The sequence below is a fragment of the Brucella sp. NBRC 14130 genome, assembly GCF_040371715.1.
In the GTDB taxonomy this organism is placed as follows: Bacteria; Pseudomonadota; Alphaproteobacteria; order Rhizobiales; family Rhizobiaceae; genus Brucella; species Brucella intermedia.
This window is the reverse complement of sequence record NZ_BAABTE010000008.1, coordinates 138,980-163,591: the sequence shown is the minus strand read 5'-3', so window position 1 is coordinate 163,591 and position 24,612 is coordinate 138,980. Positions and strand designations below refer to the sequence as shown.

Here is a 24,612-nt window from a genome sequence, read left to right as displayed (position 1 = left end):
CGGCAAGGATTGTGGCGCATTGCCATGAAAAAGGCGCGAAACACCGGTTTCGCGCCTTCACTTTCCATAACCGGAGCATTTCCAGTTCGACTGAATCGTCGAAACTGCTCTATTCGAGCAGCGGCGACCATGCCGGATCGGACGCGAAGTTCGGCGTCTGGATCTGGCGCTCGTTACGGCCGGTCAGGTCGATGGTGAACAGCTTCGGACCACCTGCACCCGCCGCCTTGCGGAAGAACATCAGCACGCGACCGTTCGGAGCCCAGGTCGGACCTTCATTGTGGAAGCCGGAGGTCAGGAGGCGTTCGCCGGAACCGTCGGTCTTCATCACCCCGATGGAGAACTGGCCCTGCGACTGCTTGGTGAAGGCGATGAGATCGCCGCGCGGAGACCAGACCGGCGTGGAATAGCTGCCGTCGCCCATCGAGATGCGGCGCGGGTTGGAGCCGTCTGCACCCATCACATAGAGCTGCGGGCGACCGCCGCGGTCCGAGGTGAACACAATCTGCGAGCCGTCCGGCGAATAGGACGCGCCGGTGTCGATGGCCTGGCTGTTGGTCAGGCGCGTGGTCGAACGGTTGCGCAGGTCCATCGTGTAGATATTGGCGCTGCCATCGTCCTGAAGCAGGCTCATCACGACCTTCTGGCCATCGGGCGAGAAACGCGGAGCAATGGTCATGCCGGGGAAGTTGCCGACGAGCTCGCGCTGGCCGGTTTCCAACTGCAGCAGATACACCTTCGGCGTACCGCCTTCATAAGACATATAGGTGACTTCCTGACGGTTCGGCGAAAAACGCGGCGTCAGGGAAATGGCGCGGCCGTCCGAAATATAACGCACATTGGCGCCGTCCTGATCCATGATGGCCAGACGCTTCACGCGCTTCTGTGCCGGACCGGATTCGTCGACGAAAACGACACGCGTATCGAAATAGCCCTTTTCACCGGTCAGGCGCTCATAGATCGCATCGGCGATGATGTGAGCGACACGGCGCCAGTTGTCCGGCGTGGTGAAGAACTGCTGGCCGATCATCTGCTGGCCGCCGAACGTATCCCACAGGCGGAACTCGGCCTTGAGACGGCCATCCGGCTGCTTGGTGATGCGGCCCGTGACGAGCGCCTGCGCGTTGATGACCTTCCAGTCCTCGAAACGCGGAGCCGCGTCCGGGTTGGAAATCTTCTCGATGAAGGCGCCCTTGTCGATGGGTGCGAACAGGCCCGACCGTTCCAGATCAGCCGCGATGACCGAGGTGATATTCGGTCCGAGCTGGTCGGCCGAAAGGAAATCGGTGATGGCGATCGGCAGCGGCTCGATCACACCCTTGTTGATGTTGATTTCCACGACGGCGCGCGCCGGCATGGTGCAGACAAGGCTTGCGGCAATCATACACGCGAAAGCCGAAAAGACCGTCCGGATCTTTGTATTGATGATGCCGATTTTCATGTCTTCTGGGACCTCTTTGTCCTTGCAGTGGTTGGCGACCGGAACCCGGTCAGAACATTTCGCTTGGGTCGAAATTGACGATCACTTCCGACCATGAATCATATTTGTCGACTGGCAGATTGTACGGTGCGCAGCGTGCGACAGCGCGCTTGGCGCTCTCGGCTGCTGCTCGCCCCACACCATCGCCGCCGCCGCCCGATGTCACCTCCGGAACGCCCTGAATGGAGCCGTCCTGGTTCAGCTTCATCTTGACGGTTACGATCAGCCCCGGCGCATCCGCCACACCGGCGGGAACGTTCCAGCACTTCGAAATCGCACCGCGCAGCGCATCCATTTCGCTCTGGCTGAGCTTGGAGCCGCCGGTATTCTTCTTGCCCCCCAGCGATGCCTGATCGGTGGACCGCTTGGCGCCGCCGCCTGCCGCCTTCTGCTTGTTGAGAAGGGCCGCAACCTCGTCTGCAATCGCATCGTTCTTGGACTGCGACGACTGGGACGCGCTCTGCGTCGGCTTCTTTTCCTCGGTCGGCTTGCGATCCGGCGTCTTGGCGGTCTGCGCCTGCGGCGGCTTCGGCTTGGCTTCCGGTGCGGGAACCTTGTCCGGCAGCTTCGGCGTCTGGGCGTCAGGCGATTCAGCCTGCTTGTCGATGGCTTCCGCCACCGGATCGGGCTTCACTTCCTGTTTTTCCACCGGCTTGGTCTGCACTTCCGTCGCGGGAACCGGCGTCGGCTTGGGCTCGGGCTTCGGTTCCGGTTTAGGCTCCGGCTTCGGTTCGGGCTTTTTCACCGGCTCCGGCTGCGCCTTTGGCTCTTCCGCTGCCTCGATCGGCTTGGCCTTCGGGTCCGGCTTCGGTGGTGTCTTGGTGTCGATATCCTGATCGCCGAAATTCTCGGCGTTGGGAACTGTCTGCGGTTTGGTTGTCGGCACGGGAGCCGACTTTTCCTTCATGGGCGCAGTCTTTTCGCCCTGCTGGATCTGCGTCAGCGATTCAATCGGCACGATATCGACCGGGAACGATTCCGAATCCTGCACGTCGAAAGCCTTCGGCGAGGAAAACGAAACCACTGCCAGCGCGACCGCAACGGCATGCAAGGCAACAGAAGATGTCAGGCCAGCCTTCATGATGGCGTCAGCTATCCTGCTCCTGGAGGGTCACAAGGCCGATATTCTTGAAACCGGCGGCGGAAATGCGGGCCATGACTTTCATGACTGTGCCGTAATCGGCAGCCTTGTCACCGCGCACGAAAATGCGCTCCTCATAGCCCGTCTTGGCGATGGCCTGGAGCTTCGGCACCACTTCTTCGATCGGGATTTCGGTTTCTTGCAGGTAGATCTTGCCCTCGCTGTTGACCGAAACGGTGATCGGCTGCGTGTCGGCGTTCATGGCTTTGGCCTGCGTATCGGGCAGATCAATCGGCACGCCGACCGTCAGAAGAGGCGCGGAGACCATGAAGATGATGAGGAGAACGAGCATCACGTCGACGAACGGCGTCACGTTGATTTCGCTCATCAATGCCTTCTTGCGACCGCGCCTGCGGCGTCCGCCCGACTGCATTCCCTGATTTCCGACCGACATGCCCATTGCAAGATTCCCGAAGGCTGAAACTACACTCGATGCTTGATGCCGCTTAATTACGCGGCGTCAGCTTCTCATCAATTTGGCGCGACAGTATGGCGGAAAACTCGTCCGCAAAACCTTCCAGCCGCCCGCCGATCTTGCCGGCATCCGCAGACAGTTTGTTGTATGCGATAACGGCAGGAATAGCGGCGAGAAGACCGATGGCCGTTGCAAGAAGCGCTTCGGCGATACCCGGCGCAACAACGGCAAGGCTGGTGTTCTTGGAGGCTGCAATTGCCTGGAACGAGGTCATGATACCGACAACCGTGCCGAACAGGCCGATGAAGGGAGCTGCAGAGCCGATGGTTGCCAGAAAGCCCAGTCGCGATTCCAGCTTTTCGCCTTCACGCGCCAGCGCCACGTCCATGGCCTTGTCGATACGCATCTGGAGACCGATGGGGGAACGGGCGCCCTTTTCGAATGATTTCTTCCACTCGCGCATTGCGGCCATGAAGATGGATGCCATGCCGGTGGTGCGGCGTTCGCCGAGATTGCGGTAAAGTTCTTCCAGCGACTGGCCGGACCAGAACGTCTGCTCGAAGCGATCAATCGCGCGCCGCGCCCGTCCGTAAGCAATCGTCTTGTCCACGATGATAGCCCAGGTCCAGATTGAAGCGAACAGCAGGCCAAGCATAACCAGCTTGACGACCCAGTTCGCCTGCATGAACAGGCCCCAGAGGGTAACATCGGCGGCGGGGGCCGCTAACGCAACATTTTCCATCGATCTACCGTCCTCGAATCCAAACGCCCGGCCACATGACCGGGCGGTATCGCAAATCCGTTACCCAGCGTCTGAAAACAGACACTCTAACCTTGCGCAGCTTTTCAACGTGAAGCCGTACCTGCCCGACGAGCGGCCGACACTTCGCACCGCAACCGCCATCCCGGATTTCAACTTTAAATCCATCAGGCGCTTGTTACGGTTAATTTTGGTGAAAGGAAGGCGCTGCGCTGCCAGCCAGCCTCTCTACCGATTCCGTCAGGGTGATTAATGGAATATTATGGTTAAAGATGCGTTAGCATTTGCCTAAATAGAACGCACCCCAAAAAAGTGCCAACGATTTCGGGCGGAATAATCCGCAGCTCAGCCCTCGCGGCTGTTGGTGAAGGCCTCTCGCCATTCATCCGGAATGCGGCGCGGATGGCCTTCCTTGGTAATCATTACGGCTTCCACCTTTGCTTCCGAAAGCAGCCGCTCTCCACAGGTGATCTTCTGCGCCATGATGACCCGTGCCCCGCGAATTTCGCTGACGCGGGTTTCGATCAGGATGAGGTCGTCCATCTTGGCCGGCGATTTGTAGTCGATCTCCATGCGGCGAACGACCCACACCATTTCTTCGCCAAGCGCGCCTTCCGCCAGTTCGATATGGTGAACGTCCTGCAAGCGCAAAAAGTCCGTGCGCCCGCGTTCGTAGAATTCCAGATAGCGGCCGTGATAGACGAAGCCGGAAAAATCCGTATCGGCATAATAGATGCGTGCATAGAGCAGATGCGCGCCGTCCTTCAGTTCGCCCGATACGGCAGCCTGCGCCAATTGTTCCTGTCGTTCCGTCATTCGTCTTCCATGAAGAGGCCGTATTGCGACTGCTGGATGATTTCAGCGGGCGCAGGCAATCCGAGATGCTGCCATGCAACGGCGGTCAGGACGCGGCCGCGCGGCGTGCGTTGCAGGAAACCCTGCTGAATCAGATAGGGTTCGATAATGTCTTCAATCGCGTCACGCGGCTCGGACAGACCGGCAGCGATGGTTTCGATCCCCACCGGCCCGCCACCGAAATTGCGCGCAATGATATTGAGATAGCGCCGGTCGAGCTGGTCCAGTCCGCGATTGTCCACCTCAAGACGCGACAATGCCTCATCGGCTATCTTGCGATCGATGACATCGGCGCCCGCCACCAGCGCAAAATCGCGAACGCGGCGCAACAGCCGCCCGGCGATGCGCGGGGTGCCGCGCGAACGCCGCGCCACTTCCAGCGCACCATCCGGCGAAATACCCATCTGCATGATGCGCGCGCCACGGCGCACAATATATTCCAGTTCCTCGACCGTATAGAAGTTGAGCCGCACCGGAATGCCGAAACGATCGCGCAATGGCGTGGTCAAAAGGCCGAGACGGGTCGTTGCCGCAACGAGCGTAAACTTGGCAAGATCGATCTTCACCGAACGGGCGGCAGGGCCTTCACCAATAATGAGATCGAGCTGAAAATCCTCCATGGCGGGATAGAGGATTTCTTCCACTGCCGGGCTCAGGCGATGAATTTCATCGATGAAAAGAACGTCGCGCTCTTCGAGATTGGTCAAAAGTGCTGCAAGATCGCCCGCCTTGGCAATGACCGGGCCGGACGTGGAGCGGAAATTGACGCCCAGTTCCTTGGCCATGATCTGCGCCAATGTCGTCTTGCCGAGACCCGGAGGGCCAACGAACAGCACATGATCAAGCGCCTCACCCCGCACCTTGGCCGCTTCGATGAAAACTTTCAGATTGGCGCGCGCCGCCGCCTGGCCGACGAAATCGTCGAGCATTTGCGGGCGCAGCGTATTGTCTTCGTCCACGCGTCTGTCGGCATCGATGAGAGGGTTGCGGTCGCTCATGCCTTCCTCCTCGCACGAACATCATGTTCAGGCAAGCTGCGCAGAGCCTGAATCAAAAAGCGGCAGGCCGTGGCGAAAATGGCGATTTTCGAGTACCGGAGCGGAGTGTACTTCATGTACATGAGCACCGGAACGCAGGAAAGCGCCGTTTGCAGACCGGCATGGCGACTTTTGGAACAGGCTCTCACCGCGACAATTCCTTCAAACCCAGCCTGATAAGCTTTGCCGAATCGGCATTCTCTCCCGCCTCTTTCAGTGCGGCTGCAACGGCGTTGGCTGCCTGATCCCGGGAATAACCGAGATTGGAAAGCGCCGACACCGCATCGGCCACCGGCGCAGGCGCGGCGCCCGCGCCAAGTTCCTGCTTGAGCCCGATCGTGCCGCTCGCATCGCCGGCAAAGGCAGGCACCTTGTTCTTCAGTTCAGTCACGATGCGCTCTGCAACCTTCTTGCCGACGCCCGGCGCGCGCGACACCATGGCGATATCGCGCAATGCGATCGCATTGGCGAGTTCGGACGGCGACAGCGTGCCAAGCACCGCAAGCGCCACCTTGGCGCCGACGCCCTGCACATTCTGCAACAAACGAAACCATTCTCGTTCAAGCTGATTGGCGAATCCGTAAAGACGGATCATGTCCTCGCGGACATAGGTTTCGATGAACAGCACCGCCGCCTCGCCCGCGCCACCGAGATTGCCCAGTGTCCGCGCCGAGCAAAACGCGACATAGCCGACCCCATGCACATCGATGACCGCATGATCCTCGGCGATTTCATCGATCACGCCTTTAAGCTTGCCGATCATTCTGTCTCACCCCGCTAACAGCGCCTGCATCCGGCGGGCGCTTACAATGCTCTGACGATGGTGCGCATGGCAAATGGCAATGGCAAGCGCATCGGCGGCGTCGCTCGTATCGAACGATGCACGCGGCATCAGCACTTTCACCATCATGTGGATCTGCTGCTTTTCACCGTGACCGACGCCGATGACCGCCTTCTTCACGGCATTCGGCGCATATTCGGCAACAGGCAGGCCAGCTTGCGCCGGAGCCAGCAAGGCAATGCCCCGCGCCTGACCAAGCTTCAATGTCGCCGTTGCGTCCTTGTTAACGAAAGTATGTTCGACCGCCGCCTCGTGCGGCATGAATTCATGCAGGACCTTGGAAAGCCCTTCATGGAGCTGGCAGAGGCGCGATGCGAGATCCATCTCGGCATTCGAGGTCACGGTCCCCGAGCCGATGAAATGCAGTGAATTGCCAAGCGATTCGACAATGCCCCAGCCGGTGCGGCGCAGGCCCGGATCGATACCAATGATGCGAATCGTTTCTTTCATAAGCGAACCCTATCCTCAGACGGATTCACTTGACAGCAGAAAAGTGAACAAAAGAGAAACATGCGCCCCAAAGGGCGCCGATGCTCAACGGTTATTCAATGTCAGGAAGCACCGAAGGCAGTTTTCAGCAACACGATCTGTTCGGAAACCGGATTGCCGCGCGGGATGCCCTGCAGCGAAACCACTTCACCGTAGACCTCGCGATCCATCCGGCGCACGCGGGCCTGAAGGCGCATCGAGCGTTCAACCAGTTCCACGAATGCGGCGGGCAGTTCGGACCAGCCCTGTGCGGCTTCACCCGCGGACGGCGTGTCGAGGCGCACCTTGGCCTTTTCGGCGGCAACCTGCTGGCGGGACATTTCTCCGCTGCGCGCGGCGCGCTGGAGCAGCAGCCAGGAAGCAATCTGCATCAGGCGCGTGGTCAGCCGCATCGATTCGGCGGCATAGAGCGTCGCGGCCACGCGCGACAGATTGCGCGCATCCTCACGGCCCTCGCCATCAAGGTAGCTTGCGGCTTCCTCGACCATATCCATGCCTTGCGTATAGATCGGCTTGAACGAATCCGAGAAGACCATGCGCTCCGCGAGGCTGATCATATTGCTCGGCATCTGACCCTGTTCGCTAATCACTGCTCTGCCACCTTGCATGACCGCCGGCATCGGCGGCCCATTCCGTTGCCGTAGCCCTCCGGTGGGATTTGCCGGACGGATACGAATGAAACCATTGAACCGCTGTTCGACCATGGGGGAGGCTGAGACGGAACAGCTGTGCTAAACAAGTCCACGACAAACTGCACTTTCATGCACCGTCGCGCAAGTTTATGTTTAACGTTCGGTTAACATTTTCAGGGGCTTTTAAAGAAAGTCCGCAAATAGAACGGATCGGCAGATGATTTCGTTCCATGTTGCGGCGCGTGGAAAGCCGATATTTCCGGGGTATGCAGCAAAAAGCGCATAAAAAAAGAGCCGCAAGGGCGGCTCTCAGGAGTTTAACAGGGAGGCGTCAAACAGAGTGGCTAAACCACTCGGTAAGAATCCAGCCGAACTGGATGTAAACCATTTAACATTCTTAAGATTAATGAATGGTTAATTTCCGCTCCGCTCTGTGGATAATCTCAAATGATTCCGCGCTTCCACCGAAAGAAAAGCCGCCCCGAGCGGGCGGCTTATCCGTGGTCAATATCGCTGCATCGCAGGCTTGCCGCTTGTGGCGAGTTGCATCTTGACGGGTTCGGCAGCGGGAACGCCGGGCTTGACCGAAGCGGCTGCGCCCTTCTTGCTCCAGCCGATGGTCGGCAGCCATTCCAGATAATAGGCCAATGCGAATTGCATCACGATTCCGGTTGCAATCAGCAGCGTGTCATATGGCAGGCCGCCGGGGTTCACCAGCTTCATCACCTGCGCCACCATCGCCAGCAGCGTACCGGCAATGAAGACCGGCAGCGAATGCTTGCCGAGAATGGCGAGCGGATTGTCGGGCGCGGTGCGGGCGATGTTGTTCAGCGTGGGGACCACGGCAATAAGATAGGCAATGGCCAGCACGTGCAGCAGGCGCGGACCCGACAGAAACGTCTTGTCGAAGCCGGTGATGACCATCGGCATTCCCATCGATGCATCGATACCCCAGAGCGGGATGCGCACCCACGCCAGCGCCAGCACCAGATAGCCGACGGCAAGGCCGATCAGCAGCGGATGCTTCGGCAGTTCGCCTCCGCGACGCACATGCATCACGCCTGCGATACCGATTGCGAACAGGAACTGCCAGGACAGCGGATTGAGAAACCAGACGCCCTCGGTCGGATAATTGACCGGTGCCACGTGATAGAGGCCCGAGAGGAACCAGACCGTGCCGGAAACGCCAAGCATCAGCGGCAGGCTGATGCGCGCCAGCAGAAGCAGGACCGGGGTCAGGACCAGCATCACGGCATACATGGACAGAATGTTGTTATAGCCGAGCTGGTGGCCCATCGTGACGATACCGAACAGCGCTTCCACCGGATGCTTGACCAGCGGGGCGATGTTGATCTGCGTCAAGAGTTCCGAACGCTTGAGGAAAAGGGCAGCGGCCGCGAAGATGGCGATGGTCGCCATGGTCGTCATGATATGCGCGGTATAAAGCACACCAGCGCGGCGCCACATCTTGAGCGACAGAAGCAGGCGATTGCCGGGAGCGAACTTCGATCCATAGGCAAGCGCGACGGCCATGCCGGAAATGAGCACGAAGGCTTCGGCCGAATCGGAAAATCCGAGATTCCTGTGTGTAAGATTCTCGTAGATCGTGCCGGGTACATGGTTGATGAAGATCGTTAGCAGCGCGAGCGCACGGAACACGTCAATGCGCGTATCGCGCATTTTCGCATTCGGTGCGTGCATCGCTTCTCCAGCGGTCGCAATATTCATTTACCAGCCTGCCTATCCTTGAAGGAAAGCACCTGCACTTGGGATTGCACGACTTTCCAATCTTCTTCGTGTCATTCCGGATGGGTGGCCGGAACGGTTTCACACGTTCTGCCGGGGTGTTCAGTGCCCGGTCTTGGTGTGGGTTATATATCCGTAAATTCGTGCAGAACCGGGTTGGTTCCGATCAACTTTCGTTCCAGTGGATAACATTATGCCAGTCGGGACTGGCCTGACCGGCAGCGTGCTTCGCCAATGAATACTTGCCGAAGCGCGGTTGCGTCGCATAAATGCGATAAAACAAATAGATAGAGAGCCGCTTCCGTTTCCGGTAAACAGAACGCCTCTATTGCCCGAATTCCATCACGTTTTTCCCGTTAGGCTTCGTTCATGAACACGCCCGCTCACCAGACTGAAACCGACCGCTGCCGCATCGTGCTGGTTGCGCCCCCGCTTGCCGACGGCACGGCGCTCGCAAAACTGTTGACGGCTGCGCTTTCGGGGGGTGACGTTGCAAGCGTCATTCTCGACACCGGCGATCTCGACGAGGCCACTTTTCAGGCCGCCGCCGAAAAGGCGATCCCCGTCATTCAGGAAAAGGGCGCTGCCGCACTCATCCTCAATGATACGCGCATTGCAGGTCGCGTCGGGGCCGACGGCATCCATATCGAAGGCAAGGCTGCCGATCTGGCCGAGGCGATAGAAAAGCACACGCCGAAGATGATTGTCGGCACCGGCAATCTGCGCGACCGCCATGGTGCAATGGAAATCGGCGAATTGCAGCCCGACTATGTGTTCTTCGGAAAAATCGGTGCGGACAACAAGCCGGACGCTCATCCGCGCAACCTGGTGCTCGCCGAATGGTGGGCGCAGATGGTGGAGATACCCTGCATTGCGCAGGCCGGAAGCGCGCTGGAAAGCATTATCCCGGCCACGGAAACCGGCGCGGATTTCGTGGCGCTCGGACGTGCAGTCTTCGACGCCGAAGACCCGGCGCAGGCTGTTGCGGAAGCCAACCGGCTGCTCGACGAAAAAGCGCCGCGCTTTGAAAACTGATACCTCATCAAGGTCTTGCCGATGCCCATGAAGAACAAATTTCTTCTCGCTGCCGTTATGTCTCTCGCGCTGCCGGTGCTGCCTGTTCTGGCAGCCGGCGAGCCGGTGCACGGCCAGAAGAGCGGCAAGCAGGGCAATCATCAGGGCACGAAGGCCGACAAGCCTGCCAAGCCTGCCAAGCCTGCCAAGCCGGTCATGCTGCCGCAACCGGCAACCACGGAACCGATGCCGCATATCGATCCGAGCCGTTTCGGCGACAAGCCGGCGGACGAGGCTTTCGGTGCATTCCAGCGCGGCCTTTATCTGACCGCCTTCAATCTGGCCAAACCACAGGCCGAAGAGGGCGACCCGGCATCGCAGACGCTCATCGCGGAGATTTATGCGCGCGGTCTCGGCATTCCCGCCAACCAGAAACTGGCAGCGGAATGGTACGAGAAGGCGGCCAATAACGGTGTTGTCGAGGCGCAGTTCCGCTACGCGGCTCTTCTGCTTCAGGGCACCTATACCGCGAAAGACCCCGTCAAGGCGGAAGAGCTGATGAAGAAGGCGGCCGAGGGCGGCAACGCCATGGCGCAGTTCAACTACGGCCAGATGCTGATGGTGAAGACACCGGGCAAGCCCGGCCTCGACCTCGCCTTCCCGTGGTTCGAGAAGGCAGCCGAGGCGAAGCTTGCCGATGCGCAATATGCAGTCAGCCAGGTTTATGCCAATGGCACCCCGACCATTCCTCGCGACGACAAGAAGGCGCGCGTCTATCTCCTGCTCGCGGCAGCGCAAGGCTATGACACCGCGCAATTCGACCTTGGCCGCTGGCTGATCGAAGGGCGCGGCGGCGACCGCAATTACGAACAGGGTTTCGGCTGGATGCAGCTTGGCGCGCAGCGCGGCATGGTTATGGCGCAGGCATGGCTCGCGCGTCTCTACCGCGATGGCATCGGCACCGAAGGCGATCTGGTGAAGGCCGCCGCCTGGTATATCGTCGCACAGCGGGCCGGTTTCCGCGCGCCGGACCTCAACGACATGATGGACGGACTGGCTGACGATCAGATCAAGCAAGCCATAGAAACCGCCAATAACCTGCGCGTCCGCTGATTTTTGAGCGGTTTTTTCAAACCGGACCGACCCTCTTTTCGTGGTCAGGCTTGCACAAAGCGTCGTTTTATGGTCTTGGAAACGCGATTATCGCGGCTCGAATATGAGATGCTCAGGCAATCCCCGAAATAAAGCCGGGCCGCACATAGTTTCACATTTTCATTCCGGATCAAGCTCATGAAGATCAATGGTAACGAAATCCGCCCCGGCAATGTCATCGAACATGCTGGCGGCCTGTGGGTTGCAGTCAAGACCAATGCCGTCAAGCCCGGCAAGGGCGGCGCCTACAATCAGGTCGAACTGAAGAACCTCATCAACGGCACCAAGCTCAACGAACGTTTCCGCGCCGCCGAAACCGTCGAGCGCGTTCGTCTGGAACAGAAGGATTTCTCGTTCCTCTACGAACAAGGCGAAGCGCTGATCTTCATGGACACGGAATCCTACGAGCAGCTCGAACTGGCCAAGGATTTCGTCGGCGACCGATCCGCCTTCCTGCAGGACGGCATGATGGTCACTGTCGAACTTTACGAAGAAAAGCCGATCGGCATCCGCCTGCCGGATCAGGTCACGCTCGCCATCACCGAAGCCGATCCGGTCGTCAAGGGCCAGACCGCCGCTTCGTCCTACAAGCCGGCGGTGCTTGAAAACGGTATCCGCATCCTCGTTCCGCCATTCATCGAATCGGGCGAACGCGTGATCGTCGATACCAATGAACTGACCTACGTCAGCCGCGCCTGATCCGTCTCTGACTATGGCGGCGTCCCGCCGGGGCGCCGCATGTCGCATCCTTGCGACCGTTCTTTCTCAGATCGCTCAATTCCCTGACCGTCCGCCGTATATGTTCGCGGCTGGATGTTCGCCCTCTCTTTTTAACGAAATGCATGATCCTCTTTAAACTCCACGCTTAGGGATCGTGCTTACAAGGACAATGAAATGGCCCGCTCAGCCCTTCTCAACGTTATGGTACAGGCCGCTATGAAGGCCGGCCGCAGCCTCGCTCGCGATTTTGGCGAAGTCCAGAATCTTCAGGTTTCTCTCAAGGGCCCCGGCGACTATGTCAGCCAGGCAGACCGCCGCGCCGAAAAGATCGTCTACACGGAATTGAGCCGCGCCCGCCCGGATTACGGCTTCCTGATGGAAGAATCCGGCGAGATTGAATCCAAGGACGGACAGCACCGCTGGCTGGTCGATCCGCTCGACGGCACCACGAACTTCCTGCACGGCATTCCAGTTTTTGCTGTTTCCATCGCACTTGAGCGTCAGGGACAGATCGTCGCCGGCGTCATCTACAATCCGGCCATGGACGAGCTTTACACCGCAGAACGCGGTGGCGGCGCATTCCTCAACGACCGCCGCCTGCGCGTCGCATCGCGCAACAAGCTGGTCGATTCCGTCATCGGCACCGGAATCCCGCATCTGGGCCGCGGTCATCACGGCCGTTATCTGGTCGAGCTGCGCAATGTCATGGCCGAAACCGCAGGCATTCGGCGCATGGGTGCGGTCGCGCTCGATCTCGCCTATGTCGCGGGCGGCCGCCTGGACGGCTTCTGGGAAGATGGCATGCATCCGTGGGATCTCGGCGCCGGCATCCTGATGGTGCGCGAAGCTGGCGGTTTCGTCTCGGACAAGAATGGCGGACAGGATATGTTCACCAATCACTCGATCGTCGCCGGCAACGAAACCATTCACGGCGCGCTTCTCAAGACAATCAAAAAGCCGATCTGACATTGCCAGCATTATTCGCATTTTGAATCAGCGCGTCGCATGAAAGCGGCGCGCTGAAGCATTTCTGCCTTCATTTTTTCGTAACCAGACGATTCCGCTTCACGAATTAATGAAGTAGGCTCCTGTGCAAACACGCGACCATGGAGCGCAACGCATGAGCGATTTGAGACTTTCCCGGGAACGTCTGGATGAGGGACGCGATTACGACCCCTACCGCCTTTCGAGCCCGCGCATTGTCATTCTCACCATGGCGATCTTCCTTATTATTGTAGCCTTTCTGGCTGCAATCCTCATGCGGCAGATTCACACGTTCTTCGTCACCAATCCCGGGCTCAACGGGCTTATTCTCGGCGTTCTGCTGGTCGGCATCCTGCTCGCTTTCGGACAGGTGCTCCGGCTTCTGCCGGAAATTCGCTGGGTCAATTCATTCCGCGACGGCGACCGCGAGGGCACCGCGCGCCCGCCCGTGCTGCTGGCGCCGATGCGCGCACTCATCGGGCGTCGCCAGTCGATGGCGCTTTCCACCGCCTCCATGCGCTCGATTCTCGATTCCATCGCGACCCGCCTTGACGAAAGCCGCGATATATCGCGCTATCTGATCGGGCTTCTGGTCTTTCTTGGCCTTCTCGGCACCTTCTGGGGCCTTCTGGAAACCGTCGGCTCCATTGGTCGGACTATCCAGACCCTCGATCCCAATTCGGGCAGTACCGGTGACGTTCTCGATGCCCTGAAAGCCGGTCTTCAGGCGCCGCTCTCGGGCATGGGCACGGCTTTTTCGTCGTCGCTGTTCGGCCTTTCCGGTTCGTTGATCCTAGGCTTCCTCGACCTGCAAGCGGGCCGCGCACAGAACCGCTTCTATACGGAACTGGAAAACTGGCTTTCCTCCGTCACCGATCTCGGCTCGGACGCGGACCAGCACGGCGGCACGGAAGAAATCCGTAATCTGGCCGACCGGCTGCAGAACATGCATGGCGGCGATGCATCCACGCAGCGCACAACGGCAGCACTTGCCAATCTTGCCGAAGGCATACAGGGCCTCGTCAAGAACATGCGCAGCGAACAGCAGATCATGCGCGACTGGGTGGAAAAGCAGGCCGACGAGCAGAAGGCGATCCGCCAGACGCTCGACCGCCTCACCCGGGCCATCGGAGAGCGTCCGCATGACCGCAAGTCCGACCGCACGGACAAGGCGGAGTAATTCCCATGGCTCTTGCCCGCAACCGCCGCACCCAAAGGCATGTCGATTACTGGCCGGGTTTCGTCGATGCCCTGACGACGCTGCTCTTGGCAATCATGTTCCTGCTGACCGTTTTCGTGCTGGCGCAGTTCCTGCTCAGCCGTGAGGTCAACAACAAGGACAGCGTGCTTGCCCGCCTCAACAGCCAGATTCAGGAACTGACTCAGCTCCTGTCGCTGGAGCGCAGCAATTCGCAGGACATGCAGGACACCATCGCCAATCTGCAAGCCTCGCTGTCCACGGCGGAAACCGAGCGTTCGCGCCTGCAAAGCCTGCTGAACGAAGGAAGTGGCGCAGGTGCCGCCGCTGAAAAGCGCGCCGGGGAACTGTCGGCAAGCCTCGATGCCGAAAAGCAGGTCAGCGCCCGCGCGCTCAGTCAGGTAGAGCTGCTGAACCAGCAGATTTCGGCTCTGCGCCGCCAGATCGCGGCACTTGAAGATGCGCTCAACGCTTCTGAAAGCCGCGACCGCGAATCGAACGCCAAGATCGCCGATCTGGGGCGCCGCCTGAACGTTGCGCTGGCCCAGCGGGTGCAGGAACTGAACCGCTACCGGTCGGACTTCTTCGGGCGTCTGCGTGAGATCCTGTCCGACAAGGAAAATATCCGCATTGTCGGCGACCGTTTCGTCTTCCAGTCGGAAGTGCTGTTCCCGACAGGCTCGTCTGATATCAATCCCGCCGGTCAGGATGAAATGAAAAAGCTCGCCGATGCGGTAAACCAGCTCAATCAGGAAATCCCGGACGACATCAACTGGGTGCTGCGTGTCGACGGCCATACCGATAATGTGCCGCTGGCAGGCACCGGGCGCTTCCGCGACAATTGGGAGCTTTCATCGGCCCGCGCCACCGCTGTGGTCAAATTCCTGATCGCCAATGGCGTCCCGGCCAACCGGCTCGTTGCCGCGGGCTTCGGGGAATATCAGCCACTCGATGCCTCGGACACCGCCGATGCCCGCGCCAAGAACCGCCGCATCGAGCTGAAACTGACGGAGAGATAGAAGCATAAACGGCGAGAAGCCGTCCCCGTCTATTTGGCGACGAAGACCTCTAAGTCACTTTATGTATCTAGTGGGTTTTTCGAATTTGACGTTTGAAACAGCATCTCATTCAGTCGGGATTCAAATGTCAAATTCAATCCACTAGCCCCGCATCGAATTGCAGTTTGGCGAGGCGGGCATAGATACCGCCCTTCTCGACGAGGGTTTGATGCGTCCCCTCTTCGACGATGCGGCCATGGTCGAGCACGAGGATGCGGTCGGCCTTGAGCACGGTCGCAAGCCGATGAGCGACGACAAGTGTCGTGCGGTCAGCCATCAGGCCGTCCAGAGCCTTTTGCACCAGCATTTCGCTTTCGGCATCGAGCGCCGATGTCGCCTCGTCAAGCAACAGGATGGGCGCGGCACGCAGGATTGCCCGCGCGATGGCGATGCGCTGGCGCTGGCCGCCCGAAAGCGTCACCCCGCGTTCGCCCACTTCCGTGTCATAGCCCTTGTCGAGCGCCATGATGAAATCATGCGCGAGGGCGGCTTTTGCCGCTGTCATGATTTCCTCGTCGGTTGCGCCCGGCCTGCCGAACGCGATGTTTTCGCGCACGCTGGTGGCGAAAATCGCCACATCCTGCGGCACGGTCGAGATGCGCGCGCGAACGGCCTGCGGGTCGGCATCAGGCAAGGCAACGCCGTCGATCAATATCCTGCCCGACTGGGGATCATAATAGCGCATGACCAGCGCGAAGATCGTGCTCTTGCCCGCGCCCGACGGGCCGACAATCGCAACCGTCTCGCCGGGCTTCACCGTAAAGCTGACACCGTTGAGCGACGGCGCATCCGGTCGCGTCGGATAGGAAAAGTGCACGGAATCGAACACGATCTCGCCCCGTGGCGGCACCGGCATGGCAACGGGCTTCAAAGGCGGGGCAATACCCGGCTGCTCATCGAGAATTTCGACAAGCCGCTCCGTCGCGCCTGCGGCCTGCGCCAGCTCGCCGCCAACTTCCGACAAGGCCCCGAAGGAACTCCCTGCAAAAACGGCATAGAGCACGAACTGGCCGAGCGTACCGGCTGACATCGTACCGGCCAGCACGTCACGCGAACCGAACCATAGCACGGCCACGATGCTGGAGAAGATCAGGAAAATGGCAAAAGCAGTCAGAACCGCGCGCGCCTGAATGGAAGAGCGTGCTGCCTGGAAAGACTTTTCCACGGCGCTGCCAAATCGACCCACCACCATTTCCTCGTTGGTGAAGGCCTGCAATGTGCGCATCGCGCCGATCTGTTCGCTGGCATAGGCGTTGGCTTTCGCCAGCATGTCCTGTGTCATGCGCGAGCGGCGGCGCACGGAACGCCCGAAGGCGATAAGCGGAATGACGATGACCGGAATGGCCGCGATGACCAGCGCCGAAAGTTTCGGGCTCGTGACAACCATCATCGCCAGCGCGCCGACACCCAGAATCATGTTGCGCAGCGCAACAGAGGCCGTCGCGCCGACCACAGACTTGATCTGCACCGTGTCGGATGACAGGCGCGAAACGATTTCTCCCGACTGCGACCGGTCGAAAAATTCCGGCGAAAGCGCCGTCACATGCGAAAAGACCGCATTGCGCAGATCGGCCACCACCCGCTCACCAAGCGAGATCACGAAGAAGTAGCGCAGGCCCGATGCAAGCGCGAGAATGAGCGCCAGCGCCACGAGCATGCCGAAGTAATTATTGACGAAGATCGCATTCGAACCGGTGAAGCCATGGTCGATCATGCGGCGCAGCGCGACCGGCACGGCAAGGGTCGTCACGGCGGCAAGCACCAGCGAGAAGAGCGCACCTGCAACCAGTCCCTTATAGGGCGCGAGGAACGGCGCCACTCTCTTGAGTGGCTTCAGCGAACGGCGTTGGCGGCTTTCTTTTGCGGTCAATTCATGATTCATATCAATTTCAGTATCCCGGTCGGCCATTCTTGTGTTTGCGCCCTTGTTATTGCCGTGCGCCTGATGTATAGGCTCGCCAACCCTTTTGGAAGCCGTTGCCTGCAGGTAATGGGTCTTCATATCTGCCATTGGGCGAAAGTGCCGCAGTTTCGATAGTCAAGGCTGCGCTTTTCACCCCAGACTTTCAGGATTGAGAAGATGAAAGCCAATATCCATCCCGACTACCACACCATCAAGGTCGTGATGACCGATGGCACCGAATACACGACCCGCTCGACCTGGGGCAAGGAAGGCGATACGATGAACCTCGATATCGACCCGACCACCCATCCGGCCTGGACGGGCGGTTCGCAGACCCTGCTCGATCGCGGCGGTCGCGTTACGAAGTTCAAGAACCGTTTCGGCAATCTCGGCATCTGATCCGATATTGCATCTGGTTGAAAAGCCCCGCCTCGGCGGGGTTTTTTATTGCCCGATTTTTTCGTTTCGCCAGGCACAAAAAATCCCGGACAAGGCCGGGATTTTTCAAAAACAATCTTGAGGACCGGATCAGGCGCTCAGCTTTTCCATCACTTCGTCGCTGACTTCGAAGTTCGTGTAGACGTTCTGCACGTCGTCATCGTCTTCAAGCACGTTGAGAAGCTTGAGAACAGAACGCGCCTTTTCCTCGTCCAGTTCGGTATTGGTCTGGGGCTTCCAGATCGTCTTGATCGATTCGGCTTCACCGAGAGCAGCTTCCAGAGCCTTCGACACTTCGCCGATGTCTTCAAACGCGCAGATGATGACGTGTTCCTCTTCGCCGGACTGCACGTCGTCAGCGCCAGCTTCGATGGCTGCTTCCATCACCTTGTCGGCGTCGCCAACAGACGACTTGTAGATGATTTCCCCAACGCGATCGAACATGAAGGAAACCGAACCGGTTTCGCCCAGCGCACCGCCCGACTTCGTGAAGGCTGCACGGACATTGGATGCCGTGCGGTTACGGTTGTCCGTCAGCGCTTCCACGATGACCGATACGCCGCCGGGACCACGGCCTTCGTAGCGCACTTCATCATAGTTCTCGCCGTCATTGCCGGCAGCCTTCTTGATGGCGCGCTCGATATTGTCCTTTGGCATGGACTGCGCCTTGGCGTTCTGGATCGCCAGACGCAGACGCGGGTTCATCGCAGGATCAGGCAGACCCTGCTTGGCAGCGACGGTGATTTCGCGCCCGAGCTTGGAAAACATTTTCGACCGCACCGCATCCTGACGGCCCTTGCGGTGCATGATATTCTTAAACTGTGAATGGCCGGCCATGGCACCCCTGTTCTGTTTAAAATGCTGCGCACGGAAGCGTCACGCATGAAACAGAGATCAAGCAGAGAAGGGCCGCGGTCGGGCCACAGTGCTTTCCGTGCAGAATGGCGGCGTTATAAGGAATTCAGGCCCATTCGTCCAGCAAAAGCGCTACAAACATCGATTCCCTGTCAATAAAGGCAATATCACTCGACCCGGCGGGCAAAGCCGATTATCTATAAATTCATGATTCAGCCTCCCCACAACACCCCCGGCGAAACCATCGCAGCCCGCATCAGCCGCATCCTTGCCGACCGCATCATTGCGGGCGAGATCGAGCCGGGCACCAAACTGCGACAGGATCACATCGCGGAAGAGTTCGAGACCAGCCATGTGCCGGTCCGCGAAGCGTTCCGACGACTGGAGGCTCAGGGCCTTGCAGTATCGGAACCGAGACGCGGCGTCCGGGTTGCGTCGTTCGATATTGGTGAGATCAGGGAAGTTGCGGAAATGCGTGCCGCTCTGGAAGTTCTGGCGCTCCGCCACGCGGCACCGCACATCACGCAGGCAACGCTCGACGCCGCCGAACAGGCAACGCTGGAAGGCGACAAGTCGCGCGACGTCAGAAGCTGGGAAGACGCCAACCGCCGCTTTCACCGGCTAATACTCGAACCCTGCAAAATGCCGCGCCTGCTCGCCGCAATCGATGATCTTCATGCCGCCAGCGCGCGGTTCCTTTTCGCCACGTGGCGTTCGGAATGGGAAGCCCGCACCGACCATGACCACCGGGCGATATTGCAAGCGCTGCGCCAGAACGATGTCGACAGCGCCGCCACGATCCTCGCCCGGCACGTGCAATGGATCGGACACCGCCCGGTCAAGACGGCATCGGGCAAGACGCGCGATTCGTTCGCGATCGTCGGCTGACGCGATCGCACGCGCTTCCTTCCAACTTTAACCTATCTCTATACCCCACGCGGATTTCAGGCGGCGGAACGGGCTTTTTTGCGCGCAACTTCCACAGCAAGGGATCGTGCCGTTCGTTCGGCTCTTGCGTTTATCGTCAGGAGCTTTAAAAAGATATAGATCGAATCTAAATTTTATCTATAATTCGAGGTAACCATGTCGACCATCACTCAAACGCGCCCATCCTTCAGTCCGCTTAATCTCGAAGCCCGCTCCCCGGCAATGCGCCTTGCAGCAGTAGCATTTGGCACGCTGGTTCTCGCCGTCTCGTCACAGATCGAAGTTCCGATGATTCCGGTTCCGATCACGCTGCAGACCCTGATCGTTCCGCTGATCGGCGCGCTCTATGGCTGGCGTCTTGGCATGGCCACGGTTCTGGCCTGGCTTGGAGAAGCAATGATGGGCCTTCCGGTTCTCGCAGGCGGCGCCGGTGGTCTTGCGCATTTCGCAGGCCCGACCGCAGGCTATCTCGTTTCCTTCCCGCTCATTGCTGCACTGACCGGTTATCTGGCCGAACGTGGCTGGAACGGCAACCGGGTCGGCCTCGCATTCGTCTCGTTTCTTGCTGCCAACATGATCTGCCTCGCTCTCGGTGCAGCCTGGCTGTCCACCCTCATCGGCGCTGAAAAGGCCATCGCCTTCGGCGTGACGCCGTTCCTGCTCGGCGCTCTCATCAAGTCGGCACTCGGCGCAGCGATCCTCAAGGCTGCAGCGCCGAACCGTTGACCATACGTCTGCGTGGCCATCATCTTCTTTGCATGCTGACTTATGTCGGCAAGGGCTACAGCCCGGCTTTCGTGGAAAATTACGATGCGATTGCCGGGCGGTTGAGCCGGGGAGAAGATATTCTTCTGATCGATGGTCCCGATGACATCTGCGCGCCCCTGCTCTGCGGGGGCGACTGTCATTGTTATGAAGCAAGCGTCAGGAGACGCGACGCACTGGCGCTCAAGGCCGTGGGCGAACTTCTGGGAACGGTTCTCGCTACGCCTTCCCCGTTCACGCTCGATGCGGAGCGGCTGGCAGCAATGCGCTCGAGCTTCGCCGATGGCACGCTGCGCGCGGCCTGCGAACATTGCGAATGGTCTGATCTGTGCACCCGGATTGCGGGGCCGGAAAATTTCGAGGGCGTGAAAGTCACCGCCCCTGTTTCTGCAACCGAAAGCCGTTGCTGAAACGGTTAACTCCAGAACGCCGGTATCGTCTCTTCCAGATGCGCGCCGATGCGCAGGGGAGCGGCCTTTTCTGCAAGCCCTGTGCGGTCCGAAATCTCGATGCCGACGCCGCAGATGGTGGCAGGGCCGTTCGCCGCCTCGAACCGCCCTTTCGGCACTTTGGACAGGAAGCGGTTGAGCGGCTCTTCCTTATCCATGCCGAGCGACGAGTCGTAATCGCCGCACATGCCCGCATCCGACATATAGGCCGTGCCATTGCGCAATATCTGGCAATCGGCCGTCGGCACATGCGTATGCGTGCCGACAACCGCGCTTGCGCGGCCATCGACAAAGTGGCCGAAACACTGTTTTTCGCTGGTCGCTTCGGCATGGAAGTCGAAGAAGACGGCATCGGCCTGTTCACCAAGCGGACAGGCTTCCAGAATTTTCTCGGCAGCGATGAAAGGATCGTCGAGATCCGGATGCATGAACACCCGGCCCATGATGTTCGAAACCAGAACACGGGCACCGTTCTTGGCGATATAAAGCCCTTCACCCTTGCCCGCCGTCCCTTTCGGGAAATTGGCCGGGCGCAGGAAGCGATCTTCGCGCCTGGAGAAATCCAGCGCCTCGCGCTGATCCCACACATGGTTGCCGGTCGTCACCACGTCGGCACCCGCACGAATGGTGTCGTGAAAAATCTCTTCGGTAATGCCGAAACCGCCAGCGGCGTTCTCGCCGTTGACGATAACGAAGTCCAGCTTCAGATCGGAAATCAGCCCCGGCAGCTTTTCATAAACCGCGGTACGGCCCGACCGGCCCACCATATCACCCAGAAAAAGCAATCTCATGAGATTGCCTTATAAACCTGCGCCAAGCGAACGCAAGCCGGTCAGGGCATTTTGCAGTCAGGCGGCATCGCCTGACATCGCATAAATGCAGGAGCAAAAACTAGAGCGCCGGTCCGGTTCCCAGCGAACGCAGGCCGCTTTCAGTCAGTATCTGGTTGAGCGCGATATCGTGCGGCTCGTCGGGCACATGTTCGACTTCCTGACAGTCGAAAGCCATGCCGATCAACAGCGGCTGCAGACCGCGCTCGGTAAAGCGTGCCAGCGCGCGGTCGTAATGCCCCGCACCGTAGCCGAGCCTGTGGCCACGCCGGTCGAAGCCGGCAAGCGGCATCAGCATGATCGCCGGATCGACAACCGGCGCGTCCTCCCCCGGTCCCATCGTGCCGAAACCAGTCTGCACCAGTTTCGCGTCCGGCAGATATTCACGAAAGGCTATCGTTTCCTTGTCCAGAACGACGGGCAGGCAGAGCCGTGCGCCTTTGGCGCGGAAGGCGGACAAAAGGGGACGCGGATCGATTTCGGACCGGATCGGCCAGTAGCCTGCAATCAGGGTGCCTTTGGGAACGTCGATCGCGGCCTCAGCCTTTTTGGCAGCCGCCAGAGAAGCCTCGTAATGAAAGCGCGGATCAAGCGCATCGCGGATTGCAAGAATCCTGCGTCTCAGCTCCTGCTTTTCCAGACCGGGGCTACGCTCCGTTGCCGTCATGCCAAGCCACTCCCTGCTGCCGTGTTTCGCCATGCAGTGGAACCGCAATATGACAATCCGTCAAGTGACTCCGCCCGCCCCTTGGGCGATCTTCTCGGAACGGTCGCGGATGACCTTCAAAACGACGCCATGGAAATCATTCAGGAACAATTTTCCCCACAGGTCGCAATAGAAATCGATCGGCGTTGCGATCCGGTAGTGGGTCGTCAGCGTAAGGCGCGTATGGCCGTTCGCCAGCGGTTCGAGACTGTAGTTGCCCTGGGCAAGCTTTAGATAGGTGCTGTCGACCTTGATATGCGCCTCGACCTCGGGCGGTATGGAACCGGGACCAAAGCGGAAATCCCACGCCAGCAGCCGGTTTTCTTCCCATTGCGTGACAATTTCCTGAAAATTGACGCCATGTGTCCACCGGAGCTGGCGCACCGCCCCGATGCCCTCTCCTTCAAGCCGCGCATCCACCGGCTGCGGCACGCCCAATATGCCATGACTGAATGTCCACGACAGTTCGTGGGGGCGCACATCGCGGATTTCGACCGTCTGCCGCCAGACGACTTCCGGCGGGGCTGCGATTTCGACTACCGTCGTGACGTAACTGTCGTGCGGAGCATAGGTCATCTGAAGCTCGGCAGGCAGCACCAGCAGCGGCAGCGCAATGACCAGAGTGGTCGAGCGCCGCGAGCGGAACTGCCGGATGATCCACAATGTCACCGCCGAACCGAGCGCCGAAAACACCATGAAAAATGGAGCCGCCATGGCCACGCAAATGCCCGCCTCGTGGAAAAGCACCATGCTGGTGACGACAAGCCCGCCAATGATGGCCCAGCCCATGCGCACATGACGCCAGAGCCCCTTTTGCGCGCGCGGGTCCGACAGGCAGGAGGCGAGGCTCGCAACAGCCATCGGCAACAGGGCAAGCCCGGCAATGACAGGCATCGCGTCCATGTAATGGCGCGACCAGATCATGACATAAAGCAGAAGCCCGTAAACGAATGCGACGGGTATCGCGACGGCCAGTCTTTCCGATGAATCGGGCGATGCTGTTTCGGGAGATTTCATCAAGATGCGCAAATGGTTGGAGTTTGCGCCTGTTTACGAACAAATCGTCCGCAAGATCAAGCCTATAGCGAACAAGCTACAAGCCGGGAAAAGAAAGCGGCGACCACGACGACCGATGGTAGTGATTGATCCCGGGAACCTACAAAGTAGGTGGGCGCCATATGCGAAAGCCCGCAAGCCTTCACAGGGACAGCTCCCTTAGAGATCAATAAGGCCCCGGGGATGCTGTTACACCTGTCGGGAAGCGCAGTTCGCCAGCGACCAATATAGTATCTGCCGGACGGGAACGCCAGTGGCTTGCGCCAGCTCAACAGGAAATCTTTTCAGAAAAATCTGAACTGCGATGTGGGCAGGACCACGGGTCCTGACCCTAGAGCGGTTCCTGTTCTGACAGAATCGCCGGAACCGCTCTAACTATTTGTTTTATCGCATTATCCAACGCATCGAAGCGGGACAGGAAATCAGTCCAGTGAACTTATTTCCCCGCGTAGACGTTTCACACTTTTGCTGGAAATGCTCTAGCTGCTTCGCGGCGCGATGCGGGAGGCAACCTGCTCGATGCGTGATGCCACATCCGTCAGCAGGCCGGTCAGGGCGGCATCGTTGCTGTCGGCCCGTCCGAGCGCTTCATCGCGGGCGCGGCGCAGCGTGTCGACTTCGCTCTCCAGACCGTTGATGCGCTTCTGCATCTCGGCCATCTCGTCCATCACCATGATCCCGGCCATGACAGTCAGGCGCAGATCACCAATCTCCCCGAAGGACGACTTCAGATGGGTCACATACTGGTCGAAACGGTCGGCGAGCCCGGAGAGGTGTTCTTCCTGCCCCTCGTCACAGGCCATCCGGTAGGCCTTGCCATCAATGGTAACGGTTACGGTCGCTATGGTAGCCTCCTATCGGTCCAGAACGGCGCGGATTGTCTCCATCGCAGTCACGAGGCGGCGTGAAACCTCGCGGTTGGCGGCTTCAAGCCGCTCCGCGCGCGCTTCGGACTGGTCGAGTTCCTGGGCGAGACGGCTGCGATCCGCATTCATGCGCTGCACCTCTTCCTCGGCTTCGGCGAAATCGCCCTCCTTGTCCAGCCGCAGATCGACCGCTTGTTCAAGCGCGTTGAGTGCCTTTTCGAGCCGTTCCAAGACTTGCCTGAGGGTCGTATCGGGTGCCATCCATGTCCTTTCCAATGCCAATCGCAAGCCCAAT

General features: G+C 59.4%; 27 protein-coding genes, 1 other RNA gene and 1 pseudogene. 10 read left to right on the top strand and 19 right to left on the bottom strand.

Going from position 1 to position 24,612, the window contains the following annotated elements; all coding sequences use genetic code 11:
* Positions 1-109: 109 nt before the first annotated feature.
* The 11 genes and pseudogenes from tolB to ABWW28_RS18035 all read right to left on the bottom strand — a co-directional run bounded on the left by tolB (position 110) and on the right by ABWW28_RS18035 (position 9,351).
* Positions 110-1,441, bottom strand: coding sequence for a Tol-Pal system beta propeller repeat protein TolB (gene tolB / locus ABWW28_RS18085; RefSeq protein WP_006473325.1), 1,332 nt, complete (start codon positions 1,439-1,441; stop codon positions 110-112).
* A 49-nt stretch (positions 1,442-1,490) separates the two neighbouring features.
* The gene (gene tolA / locus ABWW28_RS18080) at positions 1,491-2,561 is read right to left on the bottom strand and encodes a cell envelope integrity protein TolA (RefSeq protein ID WP_006467712.1); all 1,071 of its coding nucleotides are present in this window, start codon (positions 2,559-2,561) and stop codon (positions 1,491-1,493) included.
* A gap of 7 nt (positions 2,562-2,568) precedes the next feature.
* Positions 2,569-3,021: a protein TolR gene (gene tolR / locus ABWW28_RS18075; RefSeq protein WP_006467713.1), complete on the bottom strand. Its 453-nt coding sequence runs from the start codon at positions 3,019-3,021 to the stop codon at positions 2,569-2,571.
* Positions 3,022-3,067: 46 nt separating this feature from the next.
* Positions 3,068-3,778, bottom strand: a complete 711-nt coding sequence (gene tolQ, locus ABWW28_RS18070; RefSeq protein ID WP_006467714.1) for a protein TolQ — start codon at positions 3,776-3,778, stop codon at positions 3,068-3,070.
* A 363-nt stretch (positions 3,779-4,141) separates the two neighbouring features.
* Positions 4,142-4,612, bottom strand: coding sequence for a YbgC/FadM family acyl-CoA thioesterase (locus tag ABWW28_RS18065; RefSeq protein ID WP_021587995.1), 471 nt, complete (start codon positions 4,610-4,612; stop codon positions 4,142-4,144).
* The gene (gene ruvB, locus ABWW28_RS18060; protein ID WP_021587996.1) at positions 4,609-5,649 is read right to left on the bottom strand and encodes a Holliday junction branch migration DNA helicase RuvB; all 1,041 of its coding nucleotides are present in this window, start codon (positions 5,647-5,649) and stop codon (positions 4,609-4,611) included. The genes ABWW28_RS18065 and ruvB overlap by 4 nt, the downstream gene beginning before the upstream one ends.
* Before the next feature lie 38 nt (positions 5,650-5,687).
* Positions 5,688-5,837: pseudogene (locus tag ABWW28_RS18055) on the bottom strand (flagellar basal body P-ring protein FlgI); the annotation flags it as partial.
* On the bottom strand, positions 5,834-6,451 hold the full coding sequence (gene ruvA / locus ABWW28_RS18050) for a Holliday junction branch migration protein RuvA (RefSeq protein WP_021587997.1): 618 nt from the start codon (positions 6,449-6,451) through the stop codon (positions 5,834-5,836). The pseudogene ABWW28_RS18055 and the gene ruvA, both read right to left, overlap by 4 nt.
* Positions 6,452-6,457: 6 nt before the next feature.
* On the bottom strand, positions 6,458-6,979 hold the full coding sequence (gene ruvC / locus ABWW28_RS18045) for a crossover junction endodeoxyribonuclease RuvC (RefSeq protein WP_002964793.1): 522 nt from the start codon (positions 6,977-6,979) through the stop codon (positions 6,458-6,460).
* Positions 6,980-7,080: 101 nt separating this feature from the next.
* Positions 7,081-7,587 carry a protease adaptor protein RcdA gene (gene rcdA / locus ABWW28_RS18040; protein WP_025090968.1) on the bottom strand — a complete coding sequence of 169 codons (507 nt, stop codon included), beginning with the start codon at positions 7,585-7,587 and terminating at the stop codon, positions 7,081-7,083.
* Between the two features lie 567 nt (positions 7,588-8,154).
* The gene (locus ABWW28_RS18035; RefSeq protein ID WP_176026748.1) at positions 8,155-9,351 is read right to left on the bottom strand and encodes an OpgC family protein; all 1,197 of its coding nucleotides are present in this window, start codon (positions 9,349-9,351) and stop codon (positions 8,155-8,157) included.
* A gap of 414 nt (positions 9,352-9,765) precedes the next feature.
* Between ABWW28_RS18035 and ABWW28_RS18030 the strand changes: the two genes are divergently transcribed.
* From ABWW28_RS18030 to ABWW28_RS18005, 6 genes are all read left to right on the top strand, one after another.
* The gene (locus tag ABWW28_RS18030; RefSeq protein WP_112669464.1) at positions 9,766-10,431 is read left to right on the top strand and encodes a thiamine phosphate synthase; all 666 of its coding nucleotides are present in this window, start codon (positions 9,766-9,768) and stop codon (positions 10,429-10,431) included.
* A gap of 27 nt (positions 10,432-10,458) precedes the next feature.
* A complete protein-coding gene (locus ABWW28_RS18025; protein ID WP_112669462.1) occupies positions 10,459-11,523 on the top strand; it encodes a tetratricopeptide repeat protein in 1,065 nt (354 codons plus the stop codon).
* Positions 11,524-11,700: 177 nt separating this feature from the next.
* The gene (gene efp / locus ABWW28_RS18020; RefSeq protein WP_006467724.1) at positions 11,701-12,261 is read left to right on the top strand and encodes an elongation factor P; all 561 of its coding nucleotides are present in this window, start codon (positions 11,701-11,703) and stop codon (positions 12,259-12,261) included.
* A gap of 195 nt (positions 12,262-12,456) precedes the next feature.
* Positions 12,457-13,248: an inositol monophosphatase family protein gene (locus tag ABWW28_RS18015; RefSeq protein WP_112669460.1), complete on the top strand. Its 792-nt coding sequence runs from the start codon at positions 12,457-12,459 to the stop codon at positions 13,246-13,248.
* Positions 13,249-13,402: 154 nt separating this feature from the next.
* Positions 13,403-14,446 carry a MotA/TolQ/ExbB proton channel family protein gene (locus ABWW28_RS18010; protein ID WP_006473228.1) on the top strand — a complete coding sequence of 348 codons (1,044 nt, stop codon included), beginning with the start codon at positions 13,403-13,405 and terminating at the stop codon, positions 14,444-14,446.
* 5 nt (positions 14,447-14,451) lie between these two features.
* Positions 14,452-15,483, top strand: coding sequence for a peptidoglycan -binding protein (locus tag ABWW28_RS18005; RefSeq protein WP_006467731.1), 1,032 nt, complete (start codon positions 14,452-14,454; stop codon positions 15,481-15,483).
* Between the two features lie 133 nt (positions 15,484-15,616).
* On the opposite strand, the gene ABWW28_RS18000 is transcribed toward ABWW28_RS18005, so the two are convergent.
* Complete coding sequence (locus ABWW28_RS18000) at positions 15,617-17,533, bottom strand: ABC transporter transmembrane domain-containing protein (RefSeq protein ID WP_176026744.1); 1,917 nt, start codon at positions 17,531-17,533, stop codon at positions 15,617-15,619.
* A 69-nt stretch (positions 17,534-17,602) separates the two neighbouring features.
* Here ABWW28_RS18000 and rpmE point away from each other — a divergent pair, with 69 nt between their 5' ends.
* Positions 17,603-17,824, top strand: a complete 222-nt coding sequence (gene rpmE, locus ABWW28_RS17995) for a 50S ribosomal protein L31 (RefSeq protein ID WP_006467736.1) — start codon at positions 17,603-17,605, stop codon at positions 17,822-17,824.
* A 129-nt stretch (positions 17,825-17,953) separates the two neighbouring features.
* Here rpmE and ABWW28_RS17990 read toward each other — a convergent pair whose 3' ends face one another.
* Positions 17,954-18,700 carry a YebC/PmpR family DNA-binding transcriptional regulator gene (locus ABWW28_RS17990; protein ID WP_006467737.1) on the bottom strand — a complete coding sequence of 249 codons (747 nt, stop codon included), beginning with the start codon at positions 18,698-18,700 and terminating at the stop codon, positions 17,954-17,956.
* Between the two features lie 225 nt (positions 18,701-18,925).
* Here ABWW28_RS17990 and ABWW28_RS17985 point away from each other — a divergent pair, with 225 nt between their 5' ends.
* From ABWW28_RS17985 to ABWW28_RS17975, 3 genes are all read left to right on the top strand, one after another.
* On the top strand, positions 18,926-19,606 hold the full coding sequence (locus tag ABWW28_RS17985) for a GntR family transcriptional regulator (protein ID WP_021588007.1): 681 nt from the start codon (positions 18,926-18,928) through the stop codon (positions 19,604-19,606).
* Positions 19,607-19,801: 195 nt separating this feature from the next.
* Entirely contained in the window at positions 19,802-20,371 is a 570-nt protein-coding gene (locus ABWW28_RS17980; RefSeq protein ID WP_151659130.1) for a biotin transporter BioY, read from the top strand.
* The gene (locus ABWW28_RS17975; protein WP_151659131.1) at positions 20,368-20,820 is read left to right on the top strand and encodes a DUF1284 domain-containing protein; all 453 of its coding nucleotides are present in this window, start codon (positions 20,368-20,370) and stop codon (positions 20,818-20,820) included. Before ABWW28_RS17980 ends, ABWW28_RS17975 begins: the two co-directional genes overlap by 4 nt.
* A 5-nt stretch (positions 20,821-20,825) precedes the next feature.
* Here the strand turns inward: ABWW28_RS17975 and ABWW28_RS17970 are convergent, their stop codons facing one another.
* The 6 genes from ABWW28_RS17970 to ABWW28_RS17945 all read right to left on the bottom strand — a co-directional run bounded on the left by ABWW28_RS17970 (position 20,826) and on the right by ABWW28_RS17945 (position 24,578).
* Complete coding sequence (locus ABWW28_RS17970; RefSeq protein ID WP_006467741.1) at positions 20,826-21,650, bottom strand: TIGR00282 family metallophosphoesterase; 825 nt, start codon at positions 21,648-21,650, stop codon at positions 20,826-20,828.
* Between the two features lie 100 nt (positions 21,651-21,750).
* A complete protein-coding gene (locus ABWW28_RS17965; RefSeq protein ID WP_112669454.1) occupies positions 21,751-22,356 on the bottom strand; it encodes a 5-formyltetrahydrofolate cyclo-ligase in 606 nt (201 codons plus the stop codon).
* Positions 22,357-22,416: 60 nt separating this feature from the next.
* Positions 22,417-23,412 (bottom strand): SRPBCC family protein, encoded by a 996-nt coding sequence (locus ABWW28_RS17960; protein ID WP_112669486.1) that lies wholly within the window; start codon positions 23,410-23,412, stop codon positions 22,417-22,419.
* A gap of 97 nt (positions 23,413-23,509) precedes the next feature.
* Positions 23,510-23,668: non-coding RNA, 6S RNA (ssrS, locus tag ABWW28_RS17955), on the bottom strand.
* Positions 23,669-23,930: 262 nt separating this feature from the next.
* Positions 23,931-24,296 (bottom strand): cell division protein ZapA, encoded by a 366-nt coding sequence (locus tag ABWW28_RS17950; RefSeq protein ID WP_025090848.1) that lies wholly within the window; start codon positions 24,294-24,296, stop codon positions 23,931-23,933.
* Between the two features lie 9 nt (positions 24,297-24,305).
* Positions 24,306-24,578: a DUF4164 domain-containing protein gene (locus ABWW28_RS17945; RefSeq protein WP_006473231.1), complete on the bottom strand. Its 273-nt coding sequence runs from the start codon at positions 24,576-24,578 to the stop codon at positions 24,306-24,308.
* Between the last annotated feature and the right edge of the window lie 34 nt (positions 24,579-24,612).

Coding starts and splice junctions, on each gene's coding strand:
- tolB (WP_006473325.1), bottom strand. CDS start 1,441: ATGAAAATCGGCATCATCAATACAAAGATCCGGACGGTCTTTTCGGCT.
- tolA (WP_006467712.1), bottom strand. CDS start 2,561: ATGAAGGCTGGCCTGACATCTTCTGTTGCCTTGCATGCCGTTGCGGTC.
- tolR (WP_006467713.1), bottom strand. CDS start 3,021: ATGGGCATGTCGGTCGGAAATCAGGGAATGCAGTCGGGCGGACGCCGC.
- tolQ (WP_006467714.1), bottom strand. CDS start 3,778: ATGGAAAATGTTGCGTTAGCGGCCCCCGCCGCCGATGTTACCCTCTGG.
- ABWW28_RS18065 (WP_021587995.1), bottom strand. CDS start 4,612: ATGACGGAACGACAGGAACAATTGGCGCAGGCTGCCGTATCGGGCGAA.
- ruvB (WP_021587996.1), bottom strand. CDS start 5,649: ATGAGCGACCGCAACCCTCTCATCGATGCCGACAGACGCGTGGACGAA.
- ruvA (WP_021587997.1), bottom strand. CDS start 6,451: ATGATCGGCAAGCTTAAAGGCGTGATCGATGAAATCGCCGAGGATCAT.
- ruvC (WP_002964793.1), bottom strand. CDS start 6,979: ATGAAAGAAACGATTCGCATCATTGGTATCGATCCGGGCCTGCGCCGC.
- rcdA (WP_025090968.1), bottom strand. CDS start 7,587: ATGCCGAGCAATATGATCAGCCTCGCGGAGCGCATGGTCTTCTCGGAT.
- ABWW28_RS18035 (WP_176026748.1), bottom strand. CDS start 9,351: ATGCACGCACCGAATGCGAAAATGCGCGATACGCGCATTGACGTGTTC.
- ABWW28_RS18030 (WP_112669464.1), top strand. CDS start 9,766: ATGAACACGCCCGCTCACCAGACTGAAACCGACCGCTGCCGCATCGTG.
- ABWW28_RS18025 (WP_112669462.1), top strand. CDS start 10,459: ATGAAGAACAAATTTCTTCTCGCTGCCGTTATGTCTCTCGCGCTGCCG.
- efp (WP_006467724.1), top strand. CDS start 11,701: ATGAAGATCAATGGTAACGAAATCCGCCCCGGCAATGTCATCGAACAT.
- ABWW28_RS18015 (WP_112669460.1), top strand. CDS start 12,457: ATGGCCCGCTCAGCCCTTCTCAACGTTATGGTACAGGCCGCTATGAAG.
- ABWW28_RS18010 (WP_006473228.1), top strand. CDS start 13,403: ATGAGCGATTTGAGACTTTCCCGGGAACGTCTGGATGAGGGACGCGAT.
- ABWW28_RS18005 (WP_006467731.1), top strand. CDS start 14,452: ATGGCTCTTGCCCGCAACCGCCGCACCCAAAGGCATGTCGATTACTGG.
- ABWW28_RS18000 (WP_176026744.1), bottom strand. CDS start 17,533: ATGGCAGATATGAAGACCCATTACCTGCAGGCAACGGCTTCCAAAAGG.
- rpmE (WP_006467736.1), top strand. CDS start 17,603: ATGAAAGCCAATATCCATCCCGACTACCACACCATCAAGGTCGTGATG.
- ABWW28_RS17990 (WP_006467737.1), bottom strand. CDS start 18,700: ATGGCCGGCCATTCACAGTTTAAGAATATCATGCACCGCAAGGGCCGT.
- ABWW28_RS17985 (WP_021588007.1), top strand. CDS start 18,926: ATGATTCAGCCTCCCCACAACACCCCCGGCGAAACCATCGCAGCCCGC.
- ABWW28_RS17980 (WP_151659130.1), top strand. CDS start 19,802: ATGTCGACCATCACTCAAACGCGCCCATCCTTCAGTCCGCTTAATCTC.
- ABWW28_RS17970 (WP_006467741.1), bottom strand. CDS start 21,650: ATGAGATTGCTTTTTCTGGGTGATATGGTGGGCCGGTCGGGCCGTACC.
- ABWW28_RS17965 (WP_112669454.1), bottom strand. CDS start 22,356: ATGACGGCAACGGAGCGTAGCCCCGGTCTGGAAAAGCAGGAGCTGAGA.
- ABWW28_RS17960 (WP_112669486.1), bottom strand. CDS start 23,412: ATGAAATCTCCCGAAACAGCATCGCCCGATTCATCGGAAAGACTGGCC.
- ABWW28_RS17945 (WP_006473231.1), bottom strand. CDS start 24,578: ATGGCACCCGATACGACCCTCAGGCAAGTCTTGGAACGGCTCGAAAAG.